Annotated in this window: 20 protein-coding genes; 6 read left to right on the top strand and 14 right to left on the bottom strand. The window is 60.6% G+C overall.

Annotation, left to right across the window (positions count from 1 at the left end):
• Positions 1 to 94 precede the first annotated feature (94 nt).
• Positions 95 to 1,012 (top strand): LysR family transcriptional regulator, encoded by a 918-nt coding sequence (locus ACB028_RS07955; protein ID WP_042028934.1) that lies wholly within the window; start codon positions 95 to 97, stop codon positions 1,010 to 1,012.
• Positions 1,013 to 1,145: 133 nt separating this feature from the next.
• Here the strand turns inward: ACB028_RS07955 and metE are convergent, their stop codons facing one another.
• Positions 1,146 to 3,425, bottom strand: coding sequence for a 5-methyltetrahydropteroyltriglutamate--homocysteine S-methyltransferase (gene metE / locus ACB028_RS07950; protein WP_216992495.1), 2,280 nt, complete (start codon positions 3,423 to 3,425; stop codon positions 1,146 to 1,148).
• Between the two features lie 184 nt (positions 3,426 to 3,609).
• Here metE and ACB028_RS07945 point away from each other — a divergent pair, with 184 nt between their 5' ends.
• A complete protein-coding gene (locus tag ACB028_RS07945) occupies positions 3,610 to 4,524 on the top strand; it encodes a LysR substrate-binding domain-containing protein (RefSeq protein ID WP_371143946.1) in 915 nt (304 codons plus the stop codon).
• 79 nt (positions 4,525 to 4,603) lie between these two features.
• On the opposite strand, the gene ACB028_RS07940 is transcribed toward ACB028_RS07945, so the two are convergent.
• The 8 genes from ACB028_RS07940 to ACB028_RS07905 all read right to left on the bottom strand — a co-directional run bounded on the left by ACB028_RS07940 (position 4,604) and on the right by ACB028_RS07905 (position 14,942).
• On the bottom strand, positions 4,604 to 5,407 hold the full coding sequence (locus ACB028_RS07940) for a siderophore ferric iron reductase (RefSeq protein WP_371143945.1): 804 nt from the start codon (positions 5,405 to 5,407) through the stop codon (positions 4,604 to 4,606).
• Between the two features lie 104 nt (positions 5,408 to 5,511).
• Complete coding sequence (locus ACB028_RS07935) at positions 5,512 to 7,647, bottom strand: TonB-dependent siderophore receptor (protein ID WP_371143944.1); 2,136 nt, start codon at positions 7,645 to 7,647, stop codon at positions 5,512 to 5,514.
• 272 nt (positions 7,648 to 7,919) lie between these two features.
• Positions 7,920 to 8,795: a helix-turn-helix domain-containing protein gene (locus ACB028_RS07930; protein ID WP_371143943.1), complete on the bottom strand. Its 876-nt coding sequence runs from the start codon at positions 8,793 to 8,795 to the stop codon at positions 7,920 to 7,922.
• Positions 8,796 to 8,991: 196 nt separating this feature from the next.
• Entirely contained in the window at positions 8,992 to 9,546 is a 555-nt protein-coding gene (locus ACB028_RS07925; RefSeq protein WP_371143942.1) for a VOC family protein, read from the bottom strand.
• The gene (locus ACB028_RS07920; protein WP_371143941.1) at positions 9,540 to 10,304 is read right to left on the bottom strand and encodes a DNA repair protein; all 765 of its coding nucleotides are present in this window, start codon (positions 10,302 to 10,304) and stop codon (positions 9,540 to 9,542) included. Before ACB028_RS07920 ends, ACB028_RS07925 begins: the two co-directional genes overlap by 7 nt.
• Positions 10,305 to 10,482: 178 nt before the next feature.
• Positions 10,483 to 11,208 carry an oxygen-insensitive NADPH nitroreductase gene (gene nfsA / locus ACB028_RS07915; RefSeq protein ID WP_371143940.1) on the bottom strand — a complete coding sequence of 242 codons (726 nt, stop codon included), beginning with the start codon at positions 11,206 to 11,208 and terminating at the stop codon, positions 10,483 to 10,485.
• Positions 11,209 to 11,280: 72 nt separating this feature from the next.
• Positions 11,281 to 12,846, bottom strand: coding sequence for an AbgT family transporter (locus ACB028_RS07910; protein ID WP_026457802.1), 1,566 nt, complete (start codon positions 12,844 to 12,846; stop codon positions 11,281 to 11,283).
• A 140-nt stretch (positions 12,847 to 12,986) separates the two neighbouring features.
• Positions 12,987 to 14,942 (bottom strand): putative bifunctional diguanylate cyclase/phosphodiesterase, encoded by a 1,956-nt coding sequence (locus ACB028_RS07905; protein WP_371144009.1) that lies wholly within the window; start codon positions 14,940 to 14,942, stop codon positions 12,987 to 12,989.
• Positions 14,943 to 15,782: 840 nt separating this feature from the next.
• Here ACB028_RS07905 and ACB028_RS07900 point away from each other — a divergent pair.
• The 3 genes from ACB028_RS07900 to ACB028_RS07890 are packed head-to-tail and all read left to right on the top strand — an operon-like array spanning position 15,783 to position 18,235.
• Positions 15,783 to 16,721, top strand: coding sequence for a LysR family transcriptional regulator (locus tag ACB028_RS07900; RefSeq protein ID WP_042028948.1), 939 nt, complete (start codon positions 15,783 to 15,785; stop codon positions 16,719 to 16,721).
• 54 nt (positions 16,722 to 16,775) lie between these two features.
• Positions 16,776 to 17,795: a response regulator gene (locus ACB028_RS07895; RefSeq protein WP_371143939.1), complete on the top strand. Its 1,020-nt coding sequence runs from the start codon at positions 16,776 to 16,778 to the stop codon at positions 17,793 to 17,795.
• 8 nt (positions 17,796 to 17,803) lie between these two features.
• Positions 17,804 to 18,235 (top strand): PAS domain-containing protein, encoded by a 432-nt coding sequence (locus ACB028_RS07890; protein ID WP_042071613.1) that lies wholly within the window; start codon positions 17,804 to 17,806, stop codon positions 18,233 to 18,235.
• A 66-nt stretch (positions 18,236 to 18,301) separates the two neighbouring features.
• On the opposite strand, the gene ltaE is transcribed toward ACB028_RS07890, so the two are convergent.
• The 3 genes from ltaE to ACB028_RS07875 form a co-directional block, all read right to left on the bottom strand.
• Positions 18,302 to 19,318, bottom strand: coding sequence for a low-specificity L-threonine aldolase (gene ltaE / locus ACB028_RS07885; RefSeq protein ID WP_371143938.1), 1,017 nt, complete (start codon positions 19,316 to 19,318; stop codon positions 18,302 to 18,304).
• A 100-nt stretch (positions 19,319 to 19,418) separates the two neighbouring features.
• A complete protein-coding gene (locus tag ACB028_RS07880; protein ID WP_371143937.1) occupies positions 19,419 to 20,120 on the bottom strand; it encodes an SDR family oxidoreductase in 702 nt (233 codons plus the stop codon).
• A gap of 87 nt (positions 20,121 to 20,207) precedes the next feature.
• Positions 20,208 to 20,615 (bottom strand): XRE family transcriptional regulator, encoded by a 408-nt coding sequence (locus ACB028_RS07875; protein ID WP_371143936.1) that lies wholly within the window; start codon positions 20,613 to 20,615, stop codon positions 20,208 to 20,210.
• Positions 20,616 to 20,741: 126 nt separating this feature from the next.
• Between ACB028_RS07875 and ACB028_RS07870 the strand changes: the two genes are divergently transcribed.
• Entirely contained in the window at positions 20,742 to 21,641 is a 900-nt protein-coding gene (locus ACB028_RS07870) for an aldo/keto reductase family oxidoreductase (protein ID WP_371143935.1), read from the top strand.
• A gap of 79 nt (positions 21,642 to 21,720) precedes the next feature.
• On the opposite strand, the gene ACB028_RS07865 is transcribed toward ACB028_RS07870, so the two are convergent.
• Positions 21,721 to 21,999 (bottom strand): RNA-binding protein, encoded by a 279-nt coding sequence (locus ACB028_RS07865; protein WP_026456734.1) that lies wholly within the window; start codon positions 21,997 to 21,999, stop codon positions 21,721 to 21,723.
• A gap of 216 nt (positions 22,000 to 22,215) precedes the next feature.
• A complete protein-coding gene (locus ACB028_RS07860; protein ID WP_371143934.1) occupies positions 22,216 to 22,758 on the bottom strand; it encodes a hypothetical protein in 543 nt (180 codons plus the stop codon).
• Positions 22,759 to 22,795 lie beyond the last annotated feature (37 nt).

Below are 22,795 nucleotides of genomic sequence, written 5' to 3'. Positions count from 1 at the left end.
AATGGAATTGGCATTAGCATCGAACAGTTCTAAAATTCCGTCCAATGACAAATTTAACCATTCAACATTCCAAACAGGAATCACAGGAGCTGACATGGAGCTGCGGGATCTGAAGGCCTTCGTCACCCTGGGGGAGGTATTGCACTTCGGTCAGGCGGCGGTGCGCCAGCACGTCACCCAGTCGGCGCTGAGCAAGCAGATCCGCCGGCTGGAAGAGGAGCTGGGCGGCGAGCTGTTCGAGCGTAACGCAAACAGCACCCGTCTCACCGTGCTGGGGCGCGCCCTTTATGAGGATGCCCGCGCTCTGGTGGCTGCCAGCGAGCAACTCGGCCGCAACGCCCGCGACGTGCTGGCCGGCAACAGCGGCACCCTGCGCATCGGCTTTGGCGTCGCCACCAAGCTGCTGGTGCCCGCCGCCATCGCGCAATTTCGGGCCGAACGCCCGCAGGTGACCATAGAGCTCAACGATCTCTCCACCCACCATCAGTTGCTGGCGCTGAGCGAGGGCAAGCTGGATCTCGGCTTCTGCCGCCTGCCCGCCCCCAAGAGGTGGCCGTGCTTGCCAGTGGTGCGGGCCCATTTTGTCGCCGTGCTGCCCGCCAGTTACGCCGGTGTGAGCAAGCTGGCTGATCTGGTGGACAAGCCGCTGGCGATCCTGCGCCGGGACAAGGCCCCCTCGTTTTACGATCACCTAATGCACTACCTGGCCCAGAGCGGGCTGCGTTTTCGCGATATCCAGTACGTCAACGACTTTGCCGCCGGCGTCGCCACCGCCGCTGCGGATATCGCCTGGACCCTGGTGCCCTCCTCCACCACCATAGAGCACCCGGACGTGCTGACCCTGCCGCTGACCGAAGGAGAAGCCTGCTGGACCATAGGCCTTATCCGCCCGCCCCACAGCAAGGGGCCGCTGATCGACGCCTTCTGGCAGACGGTCAGCACTCTAACCACAGGAATAGGCGCAGCACAGTCCGCGCTGCCGGGGTCAGATCCGGTCTTGTCACCATCCTGACTGCCCACAACAACCAAACAGCGGAAAAAACAGAGGGAAGGCCGTGGCCTCCCCTCTCTCTTGCGTCGCTATCAGTGCTGCCGATTCAGACCGACGGCCTGCGTGTGTTGTTTGGCCGACAGGGTACTGTGGCTCAGGCCAGCTCGGCCCGCAGCGCCCGAGTTGCCTCCACCATCACGCTGAGGGCGGCGGTGGTCTCTTCCCAGCCGCGGGTCTTGAGGCCGCAGTCCGGGTTGACCCAGAGCCGCTCGGCCGGGATCTGCTTGGCGGCCTTGCGGATCAGATCCTCAATCCAGCCCTGGCTCGGCACGTTGGGCGAGTGGATGTCATAGACCCCCGGGCCAATTTCGTTGGGGTAGTTGAAGCGCTCGAACGCCCCCAACAGCTGCATCTGGCTGCGGCTGGTCTCGATGGTGATGACGTCCGCGTCGAGCGCGGCCACCGCCTCTATGATGAGGTTGAAGTCGCTGTAGCACATGTGGGTATGGATCTGGGTACTGTCCACCACCGGGCTCGCACTCAGGCGGAAGGCGCGCACCGCCCAGTCGAGGTAGGCCTGATGATCCTGCTTGCGCAGGGGCAGACCCTCGCGGATCGCCGGCTCGTCGATCTGGATGATCTTGATGCCGGCGGCCTCCAGATCCGCCACCTCGTCGCGAATGGCCAGACCGATCTGCAGGGCGGACTGCTCGCGGCTCACGTCTTCCCGCGGGAAGGACCAGCAGAGGATGGTCACGGGACCGGTCAACATCCCCTTCACCGGCTTGTCGGTCAGGCTCTGGGCAAACTTGGTCCACTCCAGGGTCATGGGGGTCGGACGGTCGATGTCACGGGTGATCACCGGCGGCTTGACGCAGCGGGAGCCATAGCTCTGTACCCAGCCGAAGCGAGTGATAGCAAAGCCGTCCAGCAGCTCCCCGAAATACTCCACCATGTCGTTGCGCTCGGCCTCGCCGTGCACCAGCACGTCCAGCCCGATGGCCTCTTGGCGCAGGATGGCATCCTTGATCTGGGCCTGAATGCCCGCCTCGTAGGCCCCGTTGTCGATGCGACCGGCCCGCCAATCCTGACGCAGCACGCGGATCTCCGGGGTCTGCGGGAAGGAGCCGATGGTGGTGGTGGGCAACAGTGGCAGCTTGAGCTCTGCGCGCTGAACCTCTGCCCGCACCGGATAGGGGTTGTGGCGATCAAAATCGCTGTTGGTGAGGCTTGCCAGGCGCGACTGCACCGCCTTCTTGTGCACCCGGCTGTCGGACTCCCGAGCGATGATGGGCTGGCTGTAGGCCGTGATCTTGTCCAGATCCCCGCCATCCGGCTCTTTGTTATCCAAATAAGCAGAGAGCAACCCCAGCTCGTAGCACTTCTGCAGGGCGAAGGCGAACCAGCTACGGGTCTGTGGATCCAGCTCCTGCTCCAGGGTGAGATCCACCGGGCTGTGCAACAGGGAGCAGGATGATGCCACCCAGAGCTGCTCGCCATATTTATCCTTGAGGGCCTTCAGGGTCGGGGCCAGCTTGAGCAGGTTGGCGCGCCAGACGTTGCGGCCATTGATGACGCCAGCCGAGATGACCCACTGGGCCGGCAGATAGGGCAGCAGAGTCTGCAGTTGCTCGGGGGCGGCCACCAGATCCAGGTGCAGGCCGTCGACCTTGAGGCTGGTGATGATGTCGCGCTGGTGAGCCACAGAGCCGAAATAGGTGGTGAGCAGCAGCTTGCAGGGGCCGGCGAGGCGCTCATACGCCTTGAGATAGGCCAGTCGCCACTCGTCCGGCAGATCCAGCGCCAGCGCCGGCTCGTCTATTTGTACCCACTCCACGCCCTGGGACGCCAGCTTCGCCAGAATTTCCTGGTAGACGATGAGCAGGCGCTCCAGCAGCTCGAGGCGGGAGAAACCGCTCTCCTTCTCCTTACCAAGCCACAGGTAAGAGACGGGGCCCAGCAGCACCGCCTTGACCGGCAGCCCCAGGGCCTTGGCCTCCTCCACCTCGTCAAACAGCTGACTCCAGCCCAGCTTGAAGCGCTGGTCGCGGCTGAACTCGGGCACCAGATAGTGGTAGTTGGTGTTGAACCACTTGGTCATCTCGGCGGCAGCGGCGGCAGGGCCGGTCGGCGCACGGCCACGGGCGACCCGGAACAGGGTATCGAGATCGGTGTCGCCGTGACGGTGACGGGCCGGTACCGCATCCACCAGCAGGCTGGTGCCGAGCACCTGGTCGTACCAAGCAAAATCCCCGACCGGCAGCAGGTTGACCCCGGCGCTGCGTTGGGCCTGCCAGTGACGCTCACGCAGGCTCTTGCCCACGGCGATGAGATCGCTCTGGCTGGTTTCGCCACGCCAGTAGGATTCGAGGGCAAATTTCAGCTCGCGCTTGGCGCCGATGCGGGGGAAACCCAGGGTATGTGCTCGGGTCATAGTTCCAATTCCTTATGCTCGTTCATCTGATGGGAAACTGGATGATTTGGCCATCCAGATGTTTACACATCCAAAATGACAAGATAAGGTGGCGTTGGCTATTGAATCCTTTTCAACAGCTTCTCAAGAAATCCTCAACTGACACGCAAGCGCATCTTCAGCCGATGCCACAAGGAGCCATGTCATGGCGCTGCCAAGCAATTCAAGCATCGAGATCAAACACTTGAAGACGGTGACGGCACTGGCCGAGCAAGGGTCGCTGGCCGGGGCGGCGCTCACCCTCAACCTCACCCAGTCGGCCCTCTCCCACCAACTCAAAGAGTTGGAGGCCCGCCTCAATCTGGAGCTGTTTTTGCGAAAGAGCCGGCCCCTGGTGCTGACGGCGGCGGGCAACCAGCTGCTGACCCTGGCCCGTCAGGTGCTGCCCGCCCTGGCCCAGACCGAGAAGCAGCTACAGGCCCTGCACAGCGGCGACGCCGGTCGCCTGCACCTGGCGCTTGATTGCCACAGCTGCATCCAGTGGCTGCTGCCGCTGTTGCCTGATTTTCGCCGCCAGTGGCCCGGTGTGGATCTGGAGGTGGAGTCGGTGCCGGGCTTTGATGCCCTGGCCGCCCTGCTCGGCGGCCAACTCGATCTGCTGCTCACCTCGGACGTGCTGGCCCGCGGCGATCTCCACTTCGAGCCGCTGTTTGCCTTCGATCTCACCCTGGTGATGGCACCGGATCACCCGCTCTGTCGGCAAGCGCGCATCGCGCCAAAGGATCTTCGCCAAGAGGTATTGCTGCTCTACCCGGTGGAGCGCACCCGGATGGATGTGTTCAGCCGCTTCCTGCAGCCGGCCGGCATCGAGCCCGCCCGCTGCAAGCCGGTGGACAACACCTCGGTCATGTTGCAGATGGCTGCCGCCGGGCTGGGGGTCGCCGCCCTGCCGCGCTGGGCCAGCGACGAGTTTGTCCGCCAGGGGCTGCTCGAAACACGGCCACTCGGGGATGGCGTACGCCGCCATATGTATGGCGCGGTGCGCGCCGCCGATCGGGATCAGGCCTGCCTGCAGAGCCTGTTTGCCCGCATTCGCAGCAAGATGGGCGATCAGAAATAGACATAACAAGGGCGCCATAATGGCGGCCTATATCGGAAACAGGTGTTTGCCAGAGGCAAGGCGAGCCAAGCGGCTATGACTATGGCTCAGCCTGCACCTCTGCATGTGCACAGACACTCTTGTCATGCTGGCGCCGCGGACAGTTGCCGCAGAGCGTGCCATCGCGGCGCTTGTAGTGCAGGCAGCAGCGCTGACGCACATAGCCGGGGGACGCATCATCCTGCGGTAACGAGGCCGGACGCCACCCCGCCAGATGGCTATCCGGCAGGGCGCAGGCGGCGAGCCAGAGCGGTGCGTGGGCCGTCACCGTCTCGCGGCTCACCTCGGTAAAAAAGTCCGGCACTCGCACCAGTGCCGCCAGCAGATCATCGGCCAGGAGCGGGCGCACGAAACCGGGCCGCAACCGTTGTACTCCGCCCAGCAGCGCAAGCAGTGCCTGCCAGTGCACCTGCAACCGTTCGCCCGCAGCCTCGATCAGGGTCTCTGTCTCCCCCTTGATCATGGGCGCCACCGGCAGGGTCATGCCACTGACTAGTCCCTCCCGATAGTCCAGTTCCAGCTTATCCAGCGCAGGCACGGCCCCCTGGCGATAGACGGCCACCATGGCCAGATAGATGGACTGCCAGCTGAGCATGCTCCAGCTGCGGGTCAGCCAGTAAGCTGGCCCCGCCTCCGGATGTACCTGTTGCCAGTAGGCGTGAAGCTCGGCCGCCACCCGGGCAGGCGCCATCGGCGAGGAGGCCGTCAACAGAGCGCTCCCCTCCGCCTCCCGAATGCGTCCCGTCAGCGACGGGATAAGCTTGGCGGCCGCCGCAAACAGGGCCCGATGCTCCGCCGCTATCTCATCCCGAGGCGCTCCCCGCAGTGCTTCCAGAGTAGGCATGGCGAGCACAGTGCGCCCCCCATCAGCCCCGGTCGGATGACGCGGGGCTGATGGAGCATAAGAGGGTGCGCTGGCAAGCCCCGGACGATCTCCGGGGCGCAGGGTCAGAATGCGTATTTGAGTCGAGCCTCCAGGTTGCGCTCGGCCCCGAACCAGCAGTTGTTCCGGTCGTAGCAGGAGTAGTATGTCTTGTCGAACAGATTGCTGGCGACGAGGGAGGCTTCCACCCCCTTGAAACGCTGGCTGAGGTGCGCCAGATCGTAAGAAGCACTCATGTCCATCAGCAAGTAATCGGGCACGGTGCCGCTGTTGTCGGCATCGAGCTGGGCCTTGCCCACATAACGCACGCCGGCCCCCAGCCGCAGACCCCGCTCGAAGCTATAGTTGCTCCACAAGGAGGCGGTCTGCTCGGGCACCCAGACCGGCGTTTTGCCCTGCAGGCTCGTGGTATCGCGGGTGATCTCCATATCGAGGCGAGTGTAATTGAGCGCCAGATCAAGCTGGCTGGTGAGATCGACCCTCCCCTCCAGCTCGACGCCGCGGGAGACCATCTCCCCGGTCTGCAGCATGGGGCCGTAGAGGTTGTCCGGATCCGTCACCAGCGCGTGCTGCTTGGTGATGTGGAACACCGAGACGGTCGCCGTCTTGCTCATGTCATCGGAGAGGTACTTGACGCCCCCCTCCCACTGCTGGCCGGTGGCCGGCTCAAACGCCTTGCCATGCTTGTCCGCCCCCGATACCGGCTCGAAACTCTCGGCATAGCTCGCATAGGGGGAGAAACCGCCGTCCAGCTCGTACAGGGCGCCGAGGCGCAAAGAGAGATTGTTCTGATCCACGGTGGCCAGGGTATGGCTCGCCGCCCCCTGATAGAGGGAGTGGCTGTCGGTGTCCATCCGGTAGCTGTCGTAGCGCGCACCGCCAATCACCACCAGTCGATCGAGGCGCAGCTGATCCTGCAGATAGAGACCGCTCTGGTGCTGGCGGATCACCTTCTTGTCCTGATAGTTGAACGTTGGCTGCACCGAGGCCAGCTGGTTGTGGTTCGGGGCGAAGATGTCGATGGCGGGCGCCGAATAGTCCAGGGTATCCCGGTAAAGCACATGGGCATCCAGATACTGGTAGTCGACCCCGAGCAGCAGGTTGTGCTGGGCGGCGCCGGTTTGTACCCTGCCCGCCAGCTGGTTGTCGATGACAAAGCCGCGGGAGTCTTCATCCGTCAGATAGGCGTTGCGGGTCAGGGTGTGGTGATCCGCCTCCAGCGCCCCGTTGTAGGTGTTGCGCTGATCGGCCGAGGCATCCATATAGCGGGCATTTTGCAGCAGCTGCCAGCGGTCGTTGAAGTCGTGGCTCAGCTTGTAGCCCAGCAGGGTCACCTCCCGACTGTAGTGGTTCCACTGCTCGTCCCCCAGGAAGGTGTCACTGCCAAGCTGGCCCAGGGGATTGGCCTCCACCGAGCCGCTGGCCGGTACCGTCGTGTAGATGCCCGCCGCCGGGTCCCGCTGGTAGTAGAGATTCAGGTTGAGCAGGGTGCGCTCGCCCAGCTGCCAGTCCAGCGATGGCGCAAAGACGTAGCGCTCCTCCTGTGAGGTAACCGCCTGCCCCTCTTTCTGGCGGGCCAGCCCTACCATGCGGTAGGCGAGGGTCTCGCTGATGGCCCCCGTGCTGTCGAGGCTCATCTCCTTGAGATTGCCCGTGCCTGTGGCGACGTTCACACTGTGGCTTGCCTCACGCTGGGGGCGCTTGGCGATAAGGTTGACCATGCCGCCGGGGGGCATACTGCCATAAAGCACCGAGGTTGGCCCCTTGAACACCTCCAGCTGCTCGATGGCCACCGGATCTATCTGGGGTTGCAGGTTCCACTCGTTGTACTGCAGCAGCAGGCCATCGTAAAAATTCTGGTAGTTGTCAAAACCGCGGATGTTGAATAGATCCAGCCGGTTGACGGCACCCCCGCGCAGCTCGGTGTTGACGCCGGGCACATAGCGCAGCGCCTCGCTCACCGAACTGACACCTCGCTGTTCCAGTGTCTCGCCGTCCACCACCGAGATGGCCTGGGGTGTCTCGATAGGGTCGAGCCGGGTCTTGGTCGCTGTGTTGCGATAAGTCTGACCGAGCACGGTCAGGGTCTCATCGGCCTGCGCCTCCTGCGAACGCTGGGCAGGGGCGGCCAGCACGGAACCGGTCAACAGGGTGGAAATGGTCGCGGCGACCACGGTCAATGTAGGGCGAACAAATTGCATCTGATCCTCGACTGCCTAATGCGCGTTAATAGTAACAAATCTCATTTGCATTTTATTGCGCTAATTGGTCCCGAAATTAACAATTTGGGGCATGTTGGCAGGCAAGGCGGTGAAAAACAGACAAAAAAGCCTCAACCGAAAACCCTTCGTGTCGAGTGAAAATGGCTTTGAATTCAAATGACTATCTAGTCAGGTAAGAGGCAATGGGTAGATGATCAGTGCCCACCAGGACGGCGGCTCGTTCCCAGACAGCCCCCTCGAGCACTTTGGGATCAGCGCGGTGAGATGGGCAACCAGTACTCCATGCTGGCATCCGGCTGCTGGCCGTCGAACCCGACGCCATAGCGCTCCAGCTCGAATCCGTCCAACCCGCGATAACTGGAAGATGGCAGCCAGTGCAGAATGAACCAGTTGAGACTCTCTCCCAGCTGGCTGATGGGGCCCACGTGGGTGAGTACCGCATAGGTCTGGGCTGGGATGGTCAAGGACGCAAGTCCCGGTGTGACCTCGTCACCTTCCTCCGCCACACAGGCCCAGTAGGGCAAAATGGCGCCCGCCGCCGAGACATCCACGACACCGATCAGCTCCCTTGCCCTATCCAGCGCACCGGTATCACGCAAGGCCCGCCAGATGGCGGGCACCGTCTGCTGAAAATCGGGCGCCTCGGCAAACAGACCGCTGATCTGCCCCCTGATCCCATGCAGGGTGAAACCAGGCCTGCTCTCTATTCGCAACTGCACCAGCTTGGGGGGACTTGCAACCGCCATCGCTGCCCTCACTAGCGGGGTACGCAACCCCTGTCTCAGTCCCCGCTTGCGATAGGCCAGCGGTGAACAGCCAAACTGCTGCTTGAAGGCGCGGCTAAAACTCACCTCGGAGCCAAAACCGTAGCAGAGCGCCAGATCCAGCACTCGTTGCCGTCCCGACAACAGCGCCTCCGCCGCCAGGCTCAACTTGAGCTCGCGCACATAGCTGGCCACCGTCAGCCCGGTTTCGTGCAAAAACATCCGCTGCAGTTGCCAGCGCGACCAGCAGCTCTGTTCCGCCAGCTGTTCCAGCGACAAGGGTTCATCCAGATGGGAGTGGATGTAGTCGAGCACCCGTTCAATTCGGGTGAAGTGGTACGGGACGGGGTGTGGCGAGGACATGATGCTGGAAACTCACTCCGTGATGGCAGCATGAGGGTCATTTACGGGGGACTCCCGGCAGGGCGCCAGTGTGGCACAAGGTATGCCACAAGGCACCCACCCCATCGGGATAGATGGTATTCGCTTGCCAGCCGTAAAAAGCGCAGCGCTCTGCCCGGCTGGCAATCTTGCTCACGATTCCACGGGGTAAGGCTAATTACGCCCGGGAGAAATAATCGGCGGGAACGAGCATCACGGCGCCGGTGGCCACCTCTTCGGCGATCACTTCGGCCAGGGAGCGCAGGTGGAATTTGATCTGCCCCGACGGCAGCATCAGGCCTATGTCCGGGTTGCGCTCATCCATCATATTGCCGGTCTTGAACGGCAGGCTCGGATACTGCGCCACCAAAGCCGCCAGCGAAGGCACCACCAGCTCGATATGTTCAAGCCCCGCCTGGTGGCTGCGCCCCGGTTTGGGGGCTGCCAGCTCGATGCAGGGCACTTCGACGTCCCCTACCCTGACAGGCTGGAGCAAGCGATAGGTCGCGATGGGGCGCCCACCAATCATCCCCTCCACCAGCAGCTCCCCCGCTCCTGCCAGTACCTCGCACAGAGACAGATACTCGGGCAGGGTGGCGGCGCGGTAGCAGAGGTGATCGATATGGGGAGCTGTCATGTTGACGCCAAGGGCGGCCAGTTCGGTCAACAGCTGAGAAACAAATGGGGCCATTGGCCCCAGTGTGGAATCGAGTGGGTGAGACATGGTTACCATTTCTTCTTGGGCTGGAACAGGACATCGAGCTCGTCGGTCTCCCTGTCCTTGATGTTTTGCAGATCCTGAGCACTGTTTTGTTGCTGCAGCTCATCCAGAGCCATGAGCCCCTGACGCATATCCTCTTCCCGCGCCAGCAGATAAGGATCCTTGTCGCTCACCCCCGCCATCACGGACAGTCCCTTGGTATAGAGCTGGCGACAGGTACCGTACTGGCCCTGGATCTGGGCATCCATCGCCCGCTTGACCAGGTTGGAGATATTGATCTTGAGCTGCATCAGCTCGAGGCGGCGATCTTCCTGGGCAAATCCTTGCGGATCTATCTTGCCCTTGTTGTGTTCGACCCGCAGCAGGGCGCGCATCTTCTTGACCAGTTGCAGCATCTGGATCGCCTGGCGATCCGACTCCGGTGTCTTGAAGTGCCCTTCATCCTGACTGCTGTAATTCTCCTGCACGTTCTTGATCTGGGTCTGCACATCGGCAATCCGCTGCTTGACCTGGGTATTGGGCATCAACAGGGCAATGGCGCGATAGGCGTCGAGAATGCGGTGTTGCAGCAGCAGCACCATGTTTTTGGAGAAAGGCACCAGATTGACGTTGAGCAGGACCTCTTCGGTCTCGTCGGCCATCGTCTTGTGTCTGGCAACGGCATTGCGCTTGTCCGCTTCTGCCTTCTGCTTATATTGCTGCACCACGTTATAGGCGATGACCAAAAACAGGAGCGCGCCAATAGACAGCAATACCAAAGTGATAATCATAGGATGTCCAAACCCCTGTCCCAATCCAATTGCGTGATCCTACAACAGCTTACCTACTTAAGGTAGCCTGCAGAGCCCCCGTGTCCACGATTTGTCATCAAGCTGTGTCCCCGGTCTCAGGGCAGGATCTGGGGGCTGGCCGAAATGGCCACCCCCTTAGTATCGCCCAGCGGGATGATTACTTGAGATTAAAGCCCCGGGATTGCAGGAACCCCAGCATGAAGGGGCGGGACTCCTTGCCCAGAATGGCGCGGATCTGGCTGCTCCAGGTCTGATGCTTGTTATTGATGCTGCGCGCCTGGTAATAGGCCAGGATCTGCTCGTCGTATTGTGCCAGCAAATCGCGATCCAGCGTCTGTTGGTAGCGATCCTGATGTACCACCAGCGCCTTTGGCAAACGGGGTTTCTGCTCCGGCTGCTGGGCAGGATGGCCCAGACAGAGACCAAACAGCGGGATCACCTGATAAGGCAACCCCAAGAGTTCGCTCACCTCGACCGGATGGTTGCGAATACCACCGATATAGACACCGCCCAAGCCCAGAGACTGGGCGGCCAGCAGGGCATTTTGCGCCATCAGGGCACCGTCGATGGCACCGATAAGCAACTGCTCCGCGTAGCCGGTTCTGGCATCGGGCACGATCTGGGTATGGCGATAGTAGTCGGCGCAGAACACCAGAAACTCGGCGGCTTGGGCCACATAAGGTTGGTTGCCAGCAAGCTCAACCAACCGGGTACGCGCCTGCGGCTCTGTCACCCGGATAATGCTGGTCACCTGCAAAAAACTCGAGCTGGCGGCTGATTGCGCGGCGGCGAGGATGGCATCCAGCTGCTCGGGCGCTATCGGCTCGGCGCTGAACTGGCGAATGGAACGATGGGACAGGATGAGATCAATGGTCGGATTCATGGCACCTCCAAAATGAGGTAACACCATAACCAAAAAAACGAGGGAGCCCAAGGCTCCCTCGCACTCACCCCATCAAGGGGCCGGATAGACATAGGGGGCCTGCAACCCGAGAGGGAAGCCCAGCGCCCAGTAGACCAACAGGAAGATGGTCCAGCTCACCAGGAAGGCCAGCGAGTATGGCAGCATCATGGAGACCAGGGTCCCGATACCTGTGCTCTTCACATAGCGCTGGCAATAGACCACCACCAGCGGGAAGAAGACCATCAGGGGTGTGATGATGTTGGAGGCTGAATCCCCTACCCGGTACGCCGCCTGAGTCAGCTCGGGGGAGATCCCGACAGCCATCAGCATGGGCACCAGGATCGGGCTGATCAGCGCCCATTTGGCGGAAGCCGAGCCCACCACCAGGTTGACGGTGGCAGTAAGCAGGATCATCCCGACGATGGTCACTTCACCCGGTAGCGCCAGAGCGTGCAGCACTTCGGCACCGGAGAGGGCCAGCAGGGTGCCCAGGTTGGAATCACCAAACGCCTTGATGAAGAGCGCACAGAAGAAGGCCATCACCATGTAGGAGCCCATCTTATTCATGGTGGCCGACATGGCATCGATCACGTCCTTGCCGCTCTTGAAGGTACCGGCCACGAAGCCGTAGACGATACCGGGCAGGATGAACAACAGGAAGATGAGCGGCACGATGGACTTCATCACGGGGGCGGCGAAGGTGGTCAGCGAGCCGTCTGCGGCACGCAGGGGGGAATCCGCCGGCGAGAGCGCCAGGGCCAGCAGCGCGATGGCCGCCAGCATGGCAAATCCGGCCCAGTTGAAAGCGCGGCTCTCTTGCGCACTGTAGCGTCCCATCTCGTCGGCACTCTCCAGATCGTCGTTGAGGGGAACGTGCTTGAGGCGCGGCTCAACGATCTTCTCGGTGACAAACCAGCCGACACAGATGATCAGCAGGGAGGAGGCCCCGGTGAAGATGATGTTGCACAGGGTGTTGACCATGTATTCGGGGTCAAGCAGCTGGGCGGCAGACTGGGTGAAACCCTGCAGCAGGGCGTCGCCACCGGAGGGCAGGAAGTTGGCGGCAAAACCACCGGACACGCCGGCAAACGCCGCCGCAATCCCCGCCAGCGGATGACGACCGGCAGCGTGGAAAATGATGCCGCCGATGGGGATCACCAGCACATAACCCGCATCAGCAGCGGTATGGCTGACGATGGCCACCAGGATCAGCATGGGGGTCAGGAAGCGCGCCGGCGTGACCTTGAGCAGCTTCTTGAGCCCGGTGTTGATGAAGCCGGACTGTTCGGCCACCCCGACCCCCAGCATGGCGACCAGCACGATGCCAAGGGGGGCAAAGCCGGTGAAGGTGGTGACCATGCTGGAGAGGAACTCGGCAAGGCCGGCTCCGGTCAGCAGGTTGTTGACGACCACGGCTTCGCCAGTGCGGGGATTGACCAAATCAAACTGGAATTGCGACAACACCCAGGATCCGACCCAGACGATCAGCAGGGCATACAGAAACAGCATGGCGGGGTCGGGTAATTTGTTCCCGGCTTTCTCGACACCATTCAGGAAGCGGTTCAACCAGCCGTTGGATTGATTACCCGGGCTGGCATGGACTTCGGCTTGACTCATTATTGCGGTACTCCTTTCCCATGAAATGAGGCCGCATGCTAGCAATCTCTGCTAAAAAGTCCTATGACGCACAGCAAAAAAGTGCACTAAATTGCGAAAAAACTAACATTATAAACTGCGAAAACACGATTCACAGCGCATTAATTAATCAGCGAAGCAATTCCCACCAATGGGTAGCTCCCCATTTGACACTCAACCGTGAAGTCGCTCGCTTCCACTTCGGCCACTGTCTGGGGCTTGCTGAACAGATAGCCCTGGAAGGCATGACACCCCTGTGCCTTCAAGGCTGCCAGTTCGTGCGGCTCTTCCACCCCTTCGGCCATGATCCCCAGTCCCAGGCTGGTGGCCATGGCGGTGGTGGCCCGGATCACCGGCAAATTGAGGCCCACCACAAAGGAGCGATCCAGCTTGATGGTGTCGATGGGAAGCCGGTTCAGGTAGGCAAGGGACGAGTAGCCTGTGCCAAAGTCATCGATGGCGATCTTGATCCCCTGCTCGCTCAAGGCATCCAGGATGTCGAGGCACCCTTTCATGTCGAGCATCAGTACCGTCTCCGTCAGCTCCAGCGTCAATAGCGAAGGCTCGACCCCGTGCAGTGCGAGCTGTTGGGCCACCTGTTCCGGCAAGGCGGCGGAGAGCTGGAAACCCGAAAGATTGACCGAGACAGGCACCCGCTTGTGGAACTGTCGTTGCCAAGATGCCATCTGGGCCAGCGCCGTGGTGAGCACCCAGCTGCCAATCTCGCGGATCAGCCCCATCTCCTCGGCCAGAGGGATGAACTCAATGGGAGAGACATGGCCCAGTACCGGGCTGTGCCAGCGCAGCAGCGCCTCATAACCGGTCAGACGACCTTTCGCCACATCGACCTGAGGCTGGTAACTGAGGCTCAGCTCCTGGCGGCCGATGGCCTTGGCCAGAAACTGCTTGAGATTGAGCTTGCGTTGCAGGGTCTGCTGCATGCTGGGAGTAAAGCGCTGCCAGCGCAGCCGCCCCATCTGCTTGGCCTGATACATGGCCATGTCGGCCCGGGTGATGAGATTGTCGCCATCGTCGGCATCATCCGGATAGATGGCGATGCCGATGCTCCCTCCTATGGTCACCTCTGGCAAACCGTTGAGCTGCAAGGGCCTTGTCATCTGGGAGAGCATCAGATCGGCTACCTCCTGGGCCCGATCGGCCTGACCGCCCAGAGGCACCAGAGCGGTAAACTCGTCCCCGCCGAGACGGGCCAGCTCCACATCCCGCGGGCAGATCTGCCTGAGCCTGCCCGCCACTCGTTCCAGCAAGCGATCGCCGGCCTTGTGGCCATAGTTGTCGTTGACCAGCTTGAAGTTGTCCAGATCCATGAACACCAGCGCGAAACGCTCCCCCAGCCCGCAGTAGGCCTCCAGTGACTTCATCAGACCATAGCGATTGAGCAGGCCGGTCAGGGAGTCATGCCAGGCCAGGTGGCGATGTTCCAGCTCCTCAAGCTTGCGGTCGGTAATATCCCGCATGGTGAGCAGGATCCGCGCCCCCTGCTGGATATAGCGGAATTGAAACTGGAACCAGCGCATCCCCTTGAGGGTGCGGCACTCCCCTTCCGTGACCACTTCATCAAGGCGGGAGAGCTTCTGGTAAAAGCTGTCATCGTTGCCGGGAAAGATCTGGGCAAGCTGTTCGATGCTGCGGCCAAAGCACATCTCGAAGTGATAGTTGCCGCTCTCGAAGCTGCCCTGGCTGTCAAACAGGCAGGCCAGCGTATCCCCGGTCGCGAGGGAAGACTCCTGATAGAGGGAATCGGAGTCCAGTACCGCCTCGGTCATCATCATCAGACGACCCGCCAGCCGGATACCGGAAAGACGCAGATAGATCTGCTTTTTGACCCCCTTGGGAGAGAGGGTCCACCACTCGTTGTAGCTGCGCCCCTGTTTGAAATCCCCCAGGTAGCGCTGCAACAGGAGATCGATGGCGGTAGCCATGTCGGCAGAAAAATCGCGAGCGCAAAGCTCATCCAGGGAAGTTGCTTCCCAGACCGGCAGCGCGGCGTTGTTGGCCCAGAAAATATGGTGATGCTCGATGTCATAGACCCATATGGGGGTATGCAGAACATCCATCGTTTTCAGTAACCGTTCGTCAAGGGTATTCATCTGGTCAAGGTCATTCATACTGGATGATCACTGGTTAACCGAACAACAGACAACGCACACTGCCATCTGTCGAATGCCGGGTGCACATAATTTGTGCCCACATTTGATCAAGATGGCCTCGAGCAGAAAATACCATTTCAGATATCGGCAACGGATGGCGATATGCTGAAACGACAATAGGACTCAGCCAAGAACCTGGTTATTACAGGTTAATTGCAATATCGATTTTTATCTTTTTTTATCAGCAAAAACAACCACTAAGAGTGAGCCAGCTGACACTGTTTGAAACAATTTGGTACTTTTTTCAAGATATTTTCAATTGACAAACTGTTGAATTCAAAAATTTCCTGTCAATTTATGCCGCCAACTTTCCATTAATTAACCAATTGGCTGGACAAAGCGGCAAAAAAAACGGCAATACGGTTAATATCCGTTCCTTAAGCAGTTTCTGATATACCACTCTGCTACTTTTCGACCAGTCACCAGCCAAACTTGAAATATATGATCACCATCACATATGTGGTGCTCATAAAACCATCACCTTAGAACAAAAACTCACGGTTTTAAGTGCCATCAAGATCCCGTGCAGGTGCGAATACCAGCGACGTTGAAACCAGACACTTCCTCGCTGTCCCGGTTAAATAAGTGGATAAAATTGTCTCGAACAAGTCCGCATGCGGGTGCAGCACTGTTATAAAAGAGGTTTCAGCAGAAATAGAACCCAGATCAATTAAACGCTGAATTGCGCTTGCCAAGGGCAAAGGCTCTTTCTATGGTGACCCCCTTGTTACACCCAGAACAGCGTTTATGAAACACATCGAAGAGTTCTACCTGTTCGTCAAGGTGGTGCAAGAAGGGGGATTTTCCCACGCGGCAGCCGCACTGGACATGCCAACAGGCACCATCAGTCGACGCATCTCCCAACTGGAAGAGCACCTTGGTTACCCCCTGCTCCATCGCTCTACCCGCAAGCTTCGGCTCACTGACGAAGGGCTCAGGTACTATGAGCGTCTGTGCACTCCCCTCGCCCAGATCGAGCAGGCCACCAGCGAGATCCAGGGCAAGGAGGAGGAGATCACCGGCCAGATCCGGGTAGCGGCCCCCGTGGCCATCTCCAATACCATACTGGTCGACATGCTGGCCGAATTCGGGCTGCGTTACCCCGAGGTGCAGTTCGAGATCACTCAGACCAATGATCACCAGCACCTGTTCGACAACGATCGGGATCTGGTGTTCTTCAACGGCGAACTGCCCCAATCCTTGCCCAACGCCCTCTGCCTCGGTCATATCGAGTACGGCCTGTTTGCCTCCCCCCTCTATCTGGCCAAGAAGGGCACCCCCGCCCATCCCAACCAGCTGGAAGAGCACGATCTCATCTACTGCTGGCCCCACCAGCATTGGCAGTTGACCGACAAGGATGGCCAGCACGTTTGCATCAAGCGCCCTGCCAGGTTGACGGTCAACCAGACCCAGGCAGCCGTCAGGGCGGCCAGACGGCATCTGGGGATCGTCAATGCTCCACTGCACTACGTGGCCAGTTTTCTCCACGATGAGCAGCTGGTGCCGGTACTGCCCGACTGGCAAACCGGCAACCGGCCCCTCTACATGCTGCACTGCCAACATCAGTTCGCCCCGCTGCGTGTTAACATGTTTGCAGAATTTGTTGAAAAATACTCGGCACGCTATCGCAACCGGCAGTGGGACAATCAATTTTCACAGGCAAATGCCCTCCCCCATTGCATCTGAGCGCTAGCGGGCAACACTAATAGCAATACTTGCCAACAGAGCCTGCCACGCACCATGAATGTATTGATATGTGATGACTCGGGGTTTGCCCGCAAACAGCTGGCGCGGGCACTCCCCGCCGACTGGAACGTCAACCTGCACTACGCCGCCAACGGTCTTGAAGGGATAGAACAGGTATTGATGGGACATGGAGATCTCATCTTCCTCGATCTCACCATGCCGGAGATGGATGGCTATGGCGTGCTGGAGACCCTTCAACGGGAGGGGCTTCGCAGCAAGGTGATCGTGGTCTCCGGTGATATCCAACCCGAAGCCTACCAGAAGGTCATGGGTCTGGGTGCCCTCGATTTCATCAAAAAGCCCGCATCGCCGGAAACCCTGTGCGCCCTGCTCAAGCAACATGGCTTCTGGCATAGCGCCCCCAGCGGTCAGCCCGTCGCAGCAACACAGCCCGAGAGCGAGCTGGCCGATGCCGGTGTCAAGATCACCCCGGAGATCCGCGACGTCTATCAGGAGCTCGCCAACGTCTCCATGGGCCAGGCCGCCGATCTGCTGGCCCGGCTGCTCAACGCCTTCGTGGTGCTGCCCATTCCCAACGTCAACGTGCTGGAGGTCTCCGAGCTACACATGGCCCTCTCGGCCGCAGCCGATTCGGACACTCTCTCCGCCGTCTGCCAGGGCTTTATCGGGGCCGGGATCGCCGGTGAAGCCCTGCTCCTGTTCCACGACTCCAGCTTCAAGGATCTGGCGCGCCTGATGAATCACCAGGGGGTGCTGGATCGCACCGCCGAGCTGGAGCTGCTGATGGACACCGCCAACGTGCTGATCGGCGCCTTTCTGCGCGGTTACGCCAGCCAGCTCGATACCCCCTTCAGCCAGGGCCACCCCGTGGTACTCGGCCAGCACAGGCCCATCAACGAGCTCATCAACACCAACAAGAGCCGCTGGCGCCGAACCCTGGCCATCGAGATCAACTACCGGATCCAGGACTACGCGGTGCAGTGTGATCTGCTGCTGCTGTTTACCGAAGATTCCATCGCCACCATGAACAACAAAATCATGCACATGCTCTAGGAGTGACTATGGAGATCCGTGAATTTCATTGGCTGATGAACATAGTCCAGAACCTGGACGTCGGCCTGGTAGTGCTCGACAAGGAGTACAAGGTACAGGTGTGGAACGGCTTTATGGAGAGCCACAGCGGCCGGTTGGCGGGTGAAGTGCGCGATGGCGTGTTGTTCGACCTCTTCCCCGATGTGGACAGGGCCTGGTTCGAGCGCAAGGCCAACATGGTGTTCAAGCTCAACAACCGGGCCTTCAGCACCTGGGAGCAGAAGCCCTATCTGCTGCGCTTCTCCAACTACCGCCCCATCACGGGCTCGGCCCCCCATATGTTCCAGAACCTGACCCTGGTGCCGCTGGCGGATTTTGGCGGCCAGGTGACCCATATCGCCGTGATGATCTACGACGCCACCGACGAAGCCATGCTGATGACAGGGCAGCGCCAGGGCTGATGCCACCTCAATCGACATACAAAACAATCAGGGTGCTGCGGCGCCCTGATTGTTTATCCATGTTTTTCACGCCCCCAGATACTCGGTAAAGGCGTCGATCACCTCTTCGATATCGTCATCATTGATCTGCAGATGGGTCACCAACCGCAGCTCGCCGTAGCCGGAGAAGAGGATCCCACGCTCCTTCATAAAGGCAAGGAGCGTATGGGACTCCCCGTTTTTCAGGCGCAGGAACACCATGTTGCTCTGCACCTGGGCAAGATCCAGCTCGATACCGGGTAAGACGGCCAGCCCTTCGGCCAGACGACGGGCACGGCGGTGATCGTCAGCCAGCCGGTGCACATGCTGCTCCAGGGCGAACAGCCCCGCCTGAGCCAGGATCCCCGCCTGGCGCATGCCGCCCCCCAACATCTTGCGCAGCCGTCTGGCGCGGGCTATAAACTCCTGCTCTCCGACCAGCAAGGAGCCCACCGGCGCCCCCAGCCCCTTGGAGAGGCAGATCGAAATGCTGTCAAACGGCGCGGCCAGCGTGTCGACCTGGGTTTCGCTGGCGATGGCGGCATTGAACAGGCGGGCTCCGTCCAGATGGAGCTTCAATCCCCGCTCGGCGACGAAGGCGCCCATCTGCTGCAGATAGGAAAGCGGCAAGACCTTGCCATTGTGGGTATTTTCGAGGCAGATGAGCCGGGTCTGGACAAAATGGGCATCGTCGGGTGCCAGCGCCCCCTCGATATCCGCCAGCGCCAGGGTACCATCCGGCTGCATGGGCAGAGGTTGCAACGCGACCGACCCCAGCACGGCACTCCCCTGAGCCTCGTAACGATAGATGTGGGCTGCGCTCCCCAAGATGGCCCCTTCGCCGCGCTGGCAGTGGCTCATCACCGCCAGCAGGTTGGACATGGTGCCAGAGGGCACAAACAGCGCCGCCTGCTTGCCCAGCAAACGGGCACCATAGGCCTCCAGTGCATTGACGCTCGGATCCTCACCATAGACATCATCGCCAACGTCGGCATGAAGCATGACCTGGCGCATGGCGTCGGTGGGCTGGGTAACCGTATCACTTCGTAAATCGATATAGCGCATGAGATCCCTCCTAGGCAGAGGGATGACGGTAGCCATGCCACCCCTCCTTGGCAAGGGTGACATGAGCATATTGTGAAGCGTATGGAGGTCTGCCGCCCCGCTACCAAGGCAGCGGCTGTCCATCGAGATCGATCAGCTGGCCGGACTGGCTCAACGCAAGTTTATCGATAAGATCCAGCAACTTGCCAGCCACCTCGGCAGGGGCTTGCAGCGATGTGTCTGGCAGCTCGTCCAGGAAGGGGTTGTTCATCGGGGAGTCCATCAAGCCGGGGGCCACGGCAATCACCCCTGCCTGCGGGAAACGCTTTGCCCACTCCAGGGCCAGGTTCTTCACCCCCATGTCGAGGGCCGCCTTGCTCATCCGGTAGCTGTAGCGCTCCCCCTGTTCGTTGGCACCGATGGAGCCCGCGATATCGGAGATGGCGCAGAGCCACAATGGATGTTGCGGGCTCATCAGGCGGCTGAAATGGGCTGCCACGGCCAGGGTCGGCCAGGCATTGGCCAGCAGGCTGTCACACAGCCATTTGGGATGAACCTGCTCCACCCGCTGTTCCGGCATGAAATCGAGACCATGCAGCAGGCCAATGGTGTTGATGACCACCCGGGGAAGTGGCTCGGTGTCGTAGAGGGTAAAGAGGGCGCTGAATGAAAGCTCGTCCACTTCCAGCATGGGGAAGCAGGCCCCGGGGTCGATCCCGGCCGGGCAGCTGCGACCCGCCAGCAGAAAGGATTCCCCCCTGTTCATCAGCTCTCTTGCCAGCGCAGAGCCCAGCGCACCACTCCCGAGGATCAAGTAACTCATTGCCCGTTCCCTGGACCGTTCACTTGCTTAGAGCGTATCAGAATAATCAGACCGTGGTGACCCGACTAAATGGTAATACGCGCGCCGTCAGGCCTCCCCCAGTTGGCGGCCAAACTCCCGCGCCAGCGCCAGATCGAGATAACCGTCCGCCTTTTTATGGGTACGTAAAAACTGGTAGTAGGCGAGCAGGGTCACCAGCGCCTCCTCGTCGGGCAAAGTCAGCCCGCTGCGCTGCTCCTCGAGCAGCTGCTGCGCCGCCCCCAGCGCTTCCCTGTCCACCACCTCCGCCTGACGGTAGAGGTAGCCGCACCCGGTGGCCAGCCACTCCAGCGAACAGTTGGCCCCCATCGCTATCTGGTTGGCCCGTGCCAGCCCGGGCTCGGCCCCTTTCAGGTATTTGCGGATCAGCGCCTCGCTCAACCCCACCTTGCGGGCAAAGGCGCTCACGCTCATCTCCCCGATCAGACTCTGCAACCGTTCGGCAAACCCTTCCACCTGAGCTATCCCCCTGTCAGAACCAAAGTTCGAATCTTGCCCGGCGCCATTATTGCTTTGTCCCTCTCATCAGGCCAAGATGCCGGCAGCCCCTTTTTTACTTCCTGTTTTGCCAAGGAGTCATGCATGTCTGTATCCCGCGTTGCCCTGCATCCGCAAGGCCCCACTTTCTCACGCCTCATTATGGGTTACTGGCGCCTGATGGAGTGGCAGCTCTCCCCCACCGCCCTGCTCAATCTGATGAAATACCATCTGGATCTGGGGGTGAGCACCATCGACCACGCCGACATCTACGGCGGCTACCAGTGCGAGGCGGCCTTCGGCGAGGCCCTGCGACTTGAGCCTTCCTTGCGCGATCGGATGGAAATCGTCAGCAAGTGCGGCATCGCCCTCACTGCCAACCCTGAGCACGCTCTCAATCATTACAACACCGGCAAGGGGCACATCATCGCCAGCGCCGAGGCCTCGCTGCAAAAGCTCGGCACCGACCATCTGGATCTGCTGCTGATCCACCGCCCTGATCCCCTGATGAACGCAGACGACGTGGCGGATGCCTTTATCACCCTCAAGCAGGCGGGCAAGATCAAGCATGCCGGGGTCTCCAACTTCACCGCTCGCCAGTTCGAGCTGCTGCAATCCCGTCTGCCCTTCCCGCTGGTCACCAACCAGCTCGAGATCTCGCCGCTCCATCAGGAGGGAACGCTGGATGGCTCTCTGGATCAGTGCCAGCAGCTCGGGATCAAGCCGATGGCCTGGTCCTGCCTCGGTGGCGGCCGACTGTTCAGCGATCCGGCCTGCGAGGGTCTGCGGGGCGAGCTCGAGCAGATCCGCCAGGAGGTGGGCGCACAGACCATCGAGCAGGTGGTCTACGCCTGGGTGATGATGCTGCCAAGCCAGCCGTTGCCGCTGATAGGCTCCGGCAAGCGGGAACGGATTGCCGCCGCCGTGGCCTCGGAGTCCATCACCCTCAACCGCCAGCAGTGGTTCCGCATTCGCAAGGCGGCGCTGGGCTACGACGTGCCCTGAATGGGCAGACCGACGCCAACTAGCGCAGAAACAAAAACGGCATGGGAGATCCCATGCCGTTTTGCGTTATTGAAACACCTTAGCGATGGCGTTGCTGCGGCCGACGGGGGGCATCTGTCTTCGGCTTGGCCTGGTTGACTGTGATGGTACGGCCAGCGACTTCAGTGCCGTGCAGGTCGGCGATGGCCTTCTCGGCCTCTCCGTTGACCGGCATTTCAATAAAGCCAAACCCCTTTGACTGGCCGGTATCGCGGTCGATGATGATATCAACCTTGTCGACCTGCCCAAACTGGCTGAACAGGGTCTTCAGTTCGTCGGCCGTCATCCGGTACGACAGATTACCTACGTAAATCTTCATGCCATCCACTCTCGATTCAAGGTGCCTTCTCTATGCAATTCCCGGCATAACGGTAAGGGCACAACCCCTATGCCGGACCTGCCAGGGCTTCATGCCATGGCCTTCCCCGCACAGTAGCCCAAGTGATTGATCTCTTGGGCGAACATGCAGACAAGATCAATTCGAGTCACTGGCAGTATCCGAGCTTTGTCCGGGATTGTCGAGAAAATAGTCGATTCAGTCCGGCTGCAGCGTCGCCAGTTGTCGGGCCAGGGCGCGCCGGCCGTGCCATGCGCGTTTGAACCCGAAACGGTAGACACCAGAGCTCACCAGATGGAGCGACTCCTGCCTGAGATCCAGCAGCGCCATGGCCTCAGCCAGCTCCTGCTCGCTCAACTGCAGATCCAGACTGAAGTCGAGCCACTGGCCATCATGGCCGACCCGCCGCTCCCGCTCGAAGGCCACCAGCCGATCGCGAGGCAGCGCCAGCGCCTTGTCCTTCGGGCCGTTGAGCAGATAGAGATGAGCGTCGTCCCAGCCCAGTTCCGCCATGCGCCAGGGCTGCCAGCTGCGGGGCAGCGACACCATGAGGCCCGTGATGCCGCCAAAGATCAGTCCCACCCAGTGGATCAGGGCCATGGCCTCCCGGCCATACCACACAGAGGCTGCCACCACGCCCCAGCTCACCAGCCACAGCAACAGGATAACGAGGCGATAACGGGCCACCGGCGGCATCAAGAGGTGTAGACCCGGCGAGGCCAGCAAGGATGTAATACGCATGAGAGACTCCTGCCATCGAAAAATGGCGTCATTGTGA

It is taken from the genome of Aeromonas sp. S9(2024), assembly GCF_041403185.1.
GTDB lineage: Bacteria > Pseudomonadota > Gammaproteobacteria > Enterobacterales > Aeromonadaceae > Aeromonas > Aeromonas enteropelogenes.
Note: the sequence above shows the minus strand (reverse complement) of the source record. Positions and strands in the feature narration are given on the sequence as shown.

Excerpts from the sequence above, each read along its gene's own strand:
- ACB028_RS07955 (WP_042028934.1), top strand. The coding sequence starts at position 95 with ATGGAGCTGCGGGATCTGAAGGCCTTCGTCACCCTGGGGGAGGTATTG.
- metE (WP_216992495.1), bottom strand. The coding sequence starts at position 3,425 with ATGACCCGAGCACATACCCTGGGTTTCCCCCGCATCGGCGCCAAGCGC.
- ACB028_RS07945 (WP_371143946.1), top strand. The coding sequence starts at position 3,610 with ATGGCGCTGCCAAGCAATTCAAGCATCGAGATCAAACACTTGAAGACG.
- ACB028_RS07940 (WP_371143945.1), bottom strand. The coding sequence starts at position 5,407 with ATGCCTACTCTGGAAGCACTGCGGGGAGCGCCTCGGGATGAGATAGCG.
- ACB028_RS07935 (WP_371143944.1), bottom strand. The coding sequence starts at position 7,647 with ATGCAATTTGTTCGCCCTACATTGACCGTGGTCGCCGCGACCATTTCC.
- ACB028_RS07930 (WP_371143943.1), bottom strand. The coding sequence starts at position 8,795 with ATGTCCTCGCCACACCCCGTCCCGTACCACTTCACCCGAATTGAACGG.
- ACB028_RS07925 (WP_371143942.1), bottom strand. The coding sequence starts at position 9,546 with ATGGTAACCATGTCTCACCCACTCGATTCCACACTGGGGCCAATGGCC.
- ACB028_RS07920 (WP_371143941.1), bottom strand. The coding sequence starts at position 10,304 with ATGATTATCACTTTGGTATTGCTGTCTATTGGCGCGCTCCTGTTTTTG.
- nfsA (WP_371143940.1), bottom strand. The coding sequence starts at position 11,208 with ATGAATCCGACCATTGATCTCATCCTGTCCCATCGTTCCATTCGCCAG.
- ACB028_RS07910 (WP_026457802.1), bottom strand. The coding sequence starts at position 12,846 with ATGAGTCAAGCCGAAGTCCATGCCAGCCCGGGTAATCAATCCAACGGC.
- ACB028_RS07905 (WP_371144009.1), bottom strand. The coding sequence starts at position 14,942 with ATGGATGTTCTGCATACCCCCATATGGGTCTATGACATCGAGCATCAC.
- ACB028_RS07900 (WP_042028948.1), top strand. The coding sequence starts at position 15,783 with ATGAAACACATCGAAGAGTTCTACCTGTTCGTCAAGGTGGTGCAAGAA.
- ACB028_RS07895 (WP_371143939.1), top strand. The coding sequence starts at position 16,776 with ATGAATGTATTGATATGTGATGACTCGGGGTTTGCCCGCAAACAGCTG.
- ACB028_RS07890 (WP_042071613.1), top strand. The coding sequence starts at position 17,804 with ATGGAGATCCGTGAATTTCATTGGCTGATGAACATAGTCCAGAACCTG.
- ltaE (WP_371143938.1), bottom strand. The coding sequence starts at position 19,318 with ATGCGCTATATCGATTTACGAAGTGATACGGTTACCCAGCCCACCGAC.
- ACB028_RS07880 (WP_371143937.1), bottom strand. The coding sequence starts at position 20,120 with ATGAGTTACTTGATCCTCGGGAGTGGTGCGCTGGGCTCTGCGCTGGCA.
- ACB028_RS07870 (WP_371143935.1), top strand. The coding sequence starts at position 20,742 with ATGTCTGTATCCCGCGTTGCCCTGCATCCGCAAGGCCCCACTTTCTCA.
- ACB028_RS07865 (WP_026456734.1), bottom strand. The coding sequence starts at position 21,999 with ATGAAGATTTACGTAGGTAATCTGTCGTACCGGATGACGGCCGACGAA.
- ACB028_RS07860 (WP_371143934.1), bottom strand. The coding sequence starts at position 22,758 with ATGCGTATTACATCCTTGCTGGCCTCGCCGGGTCTACACCTCTTGATG.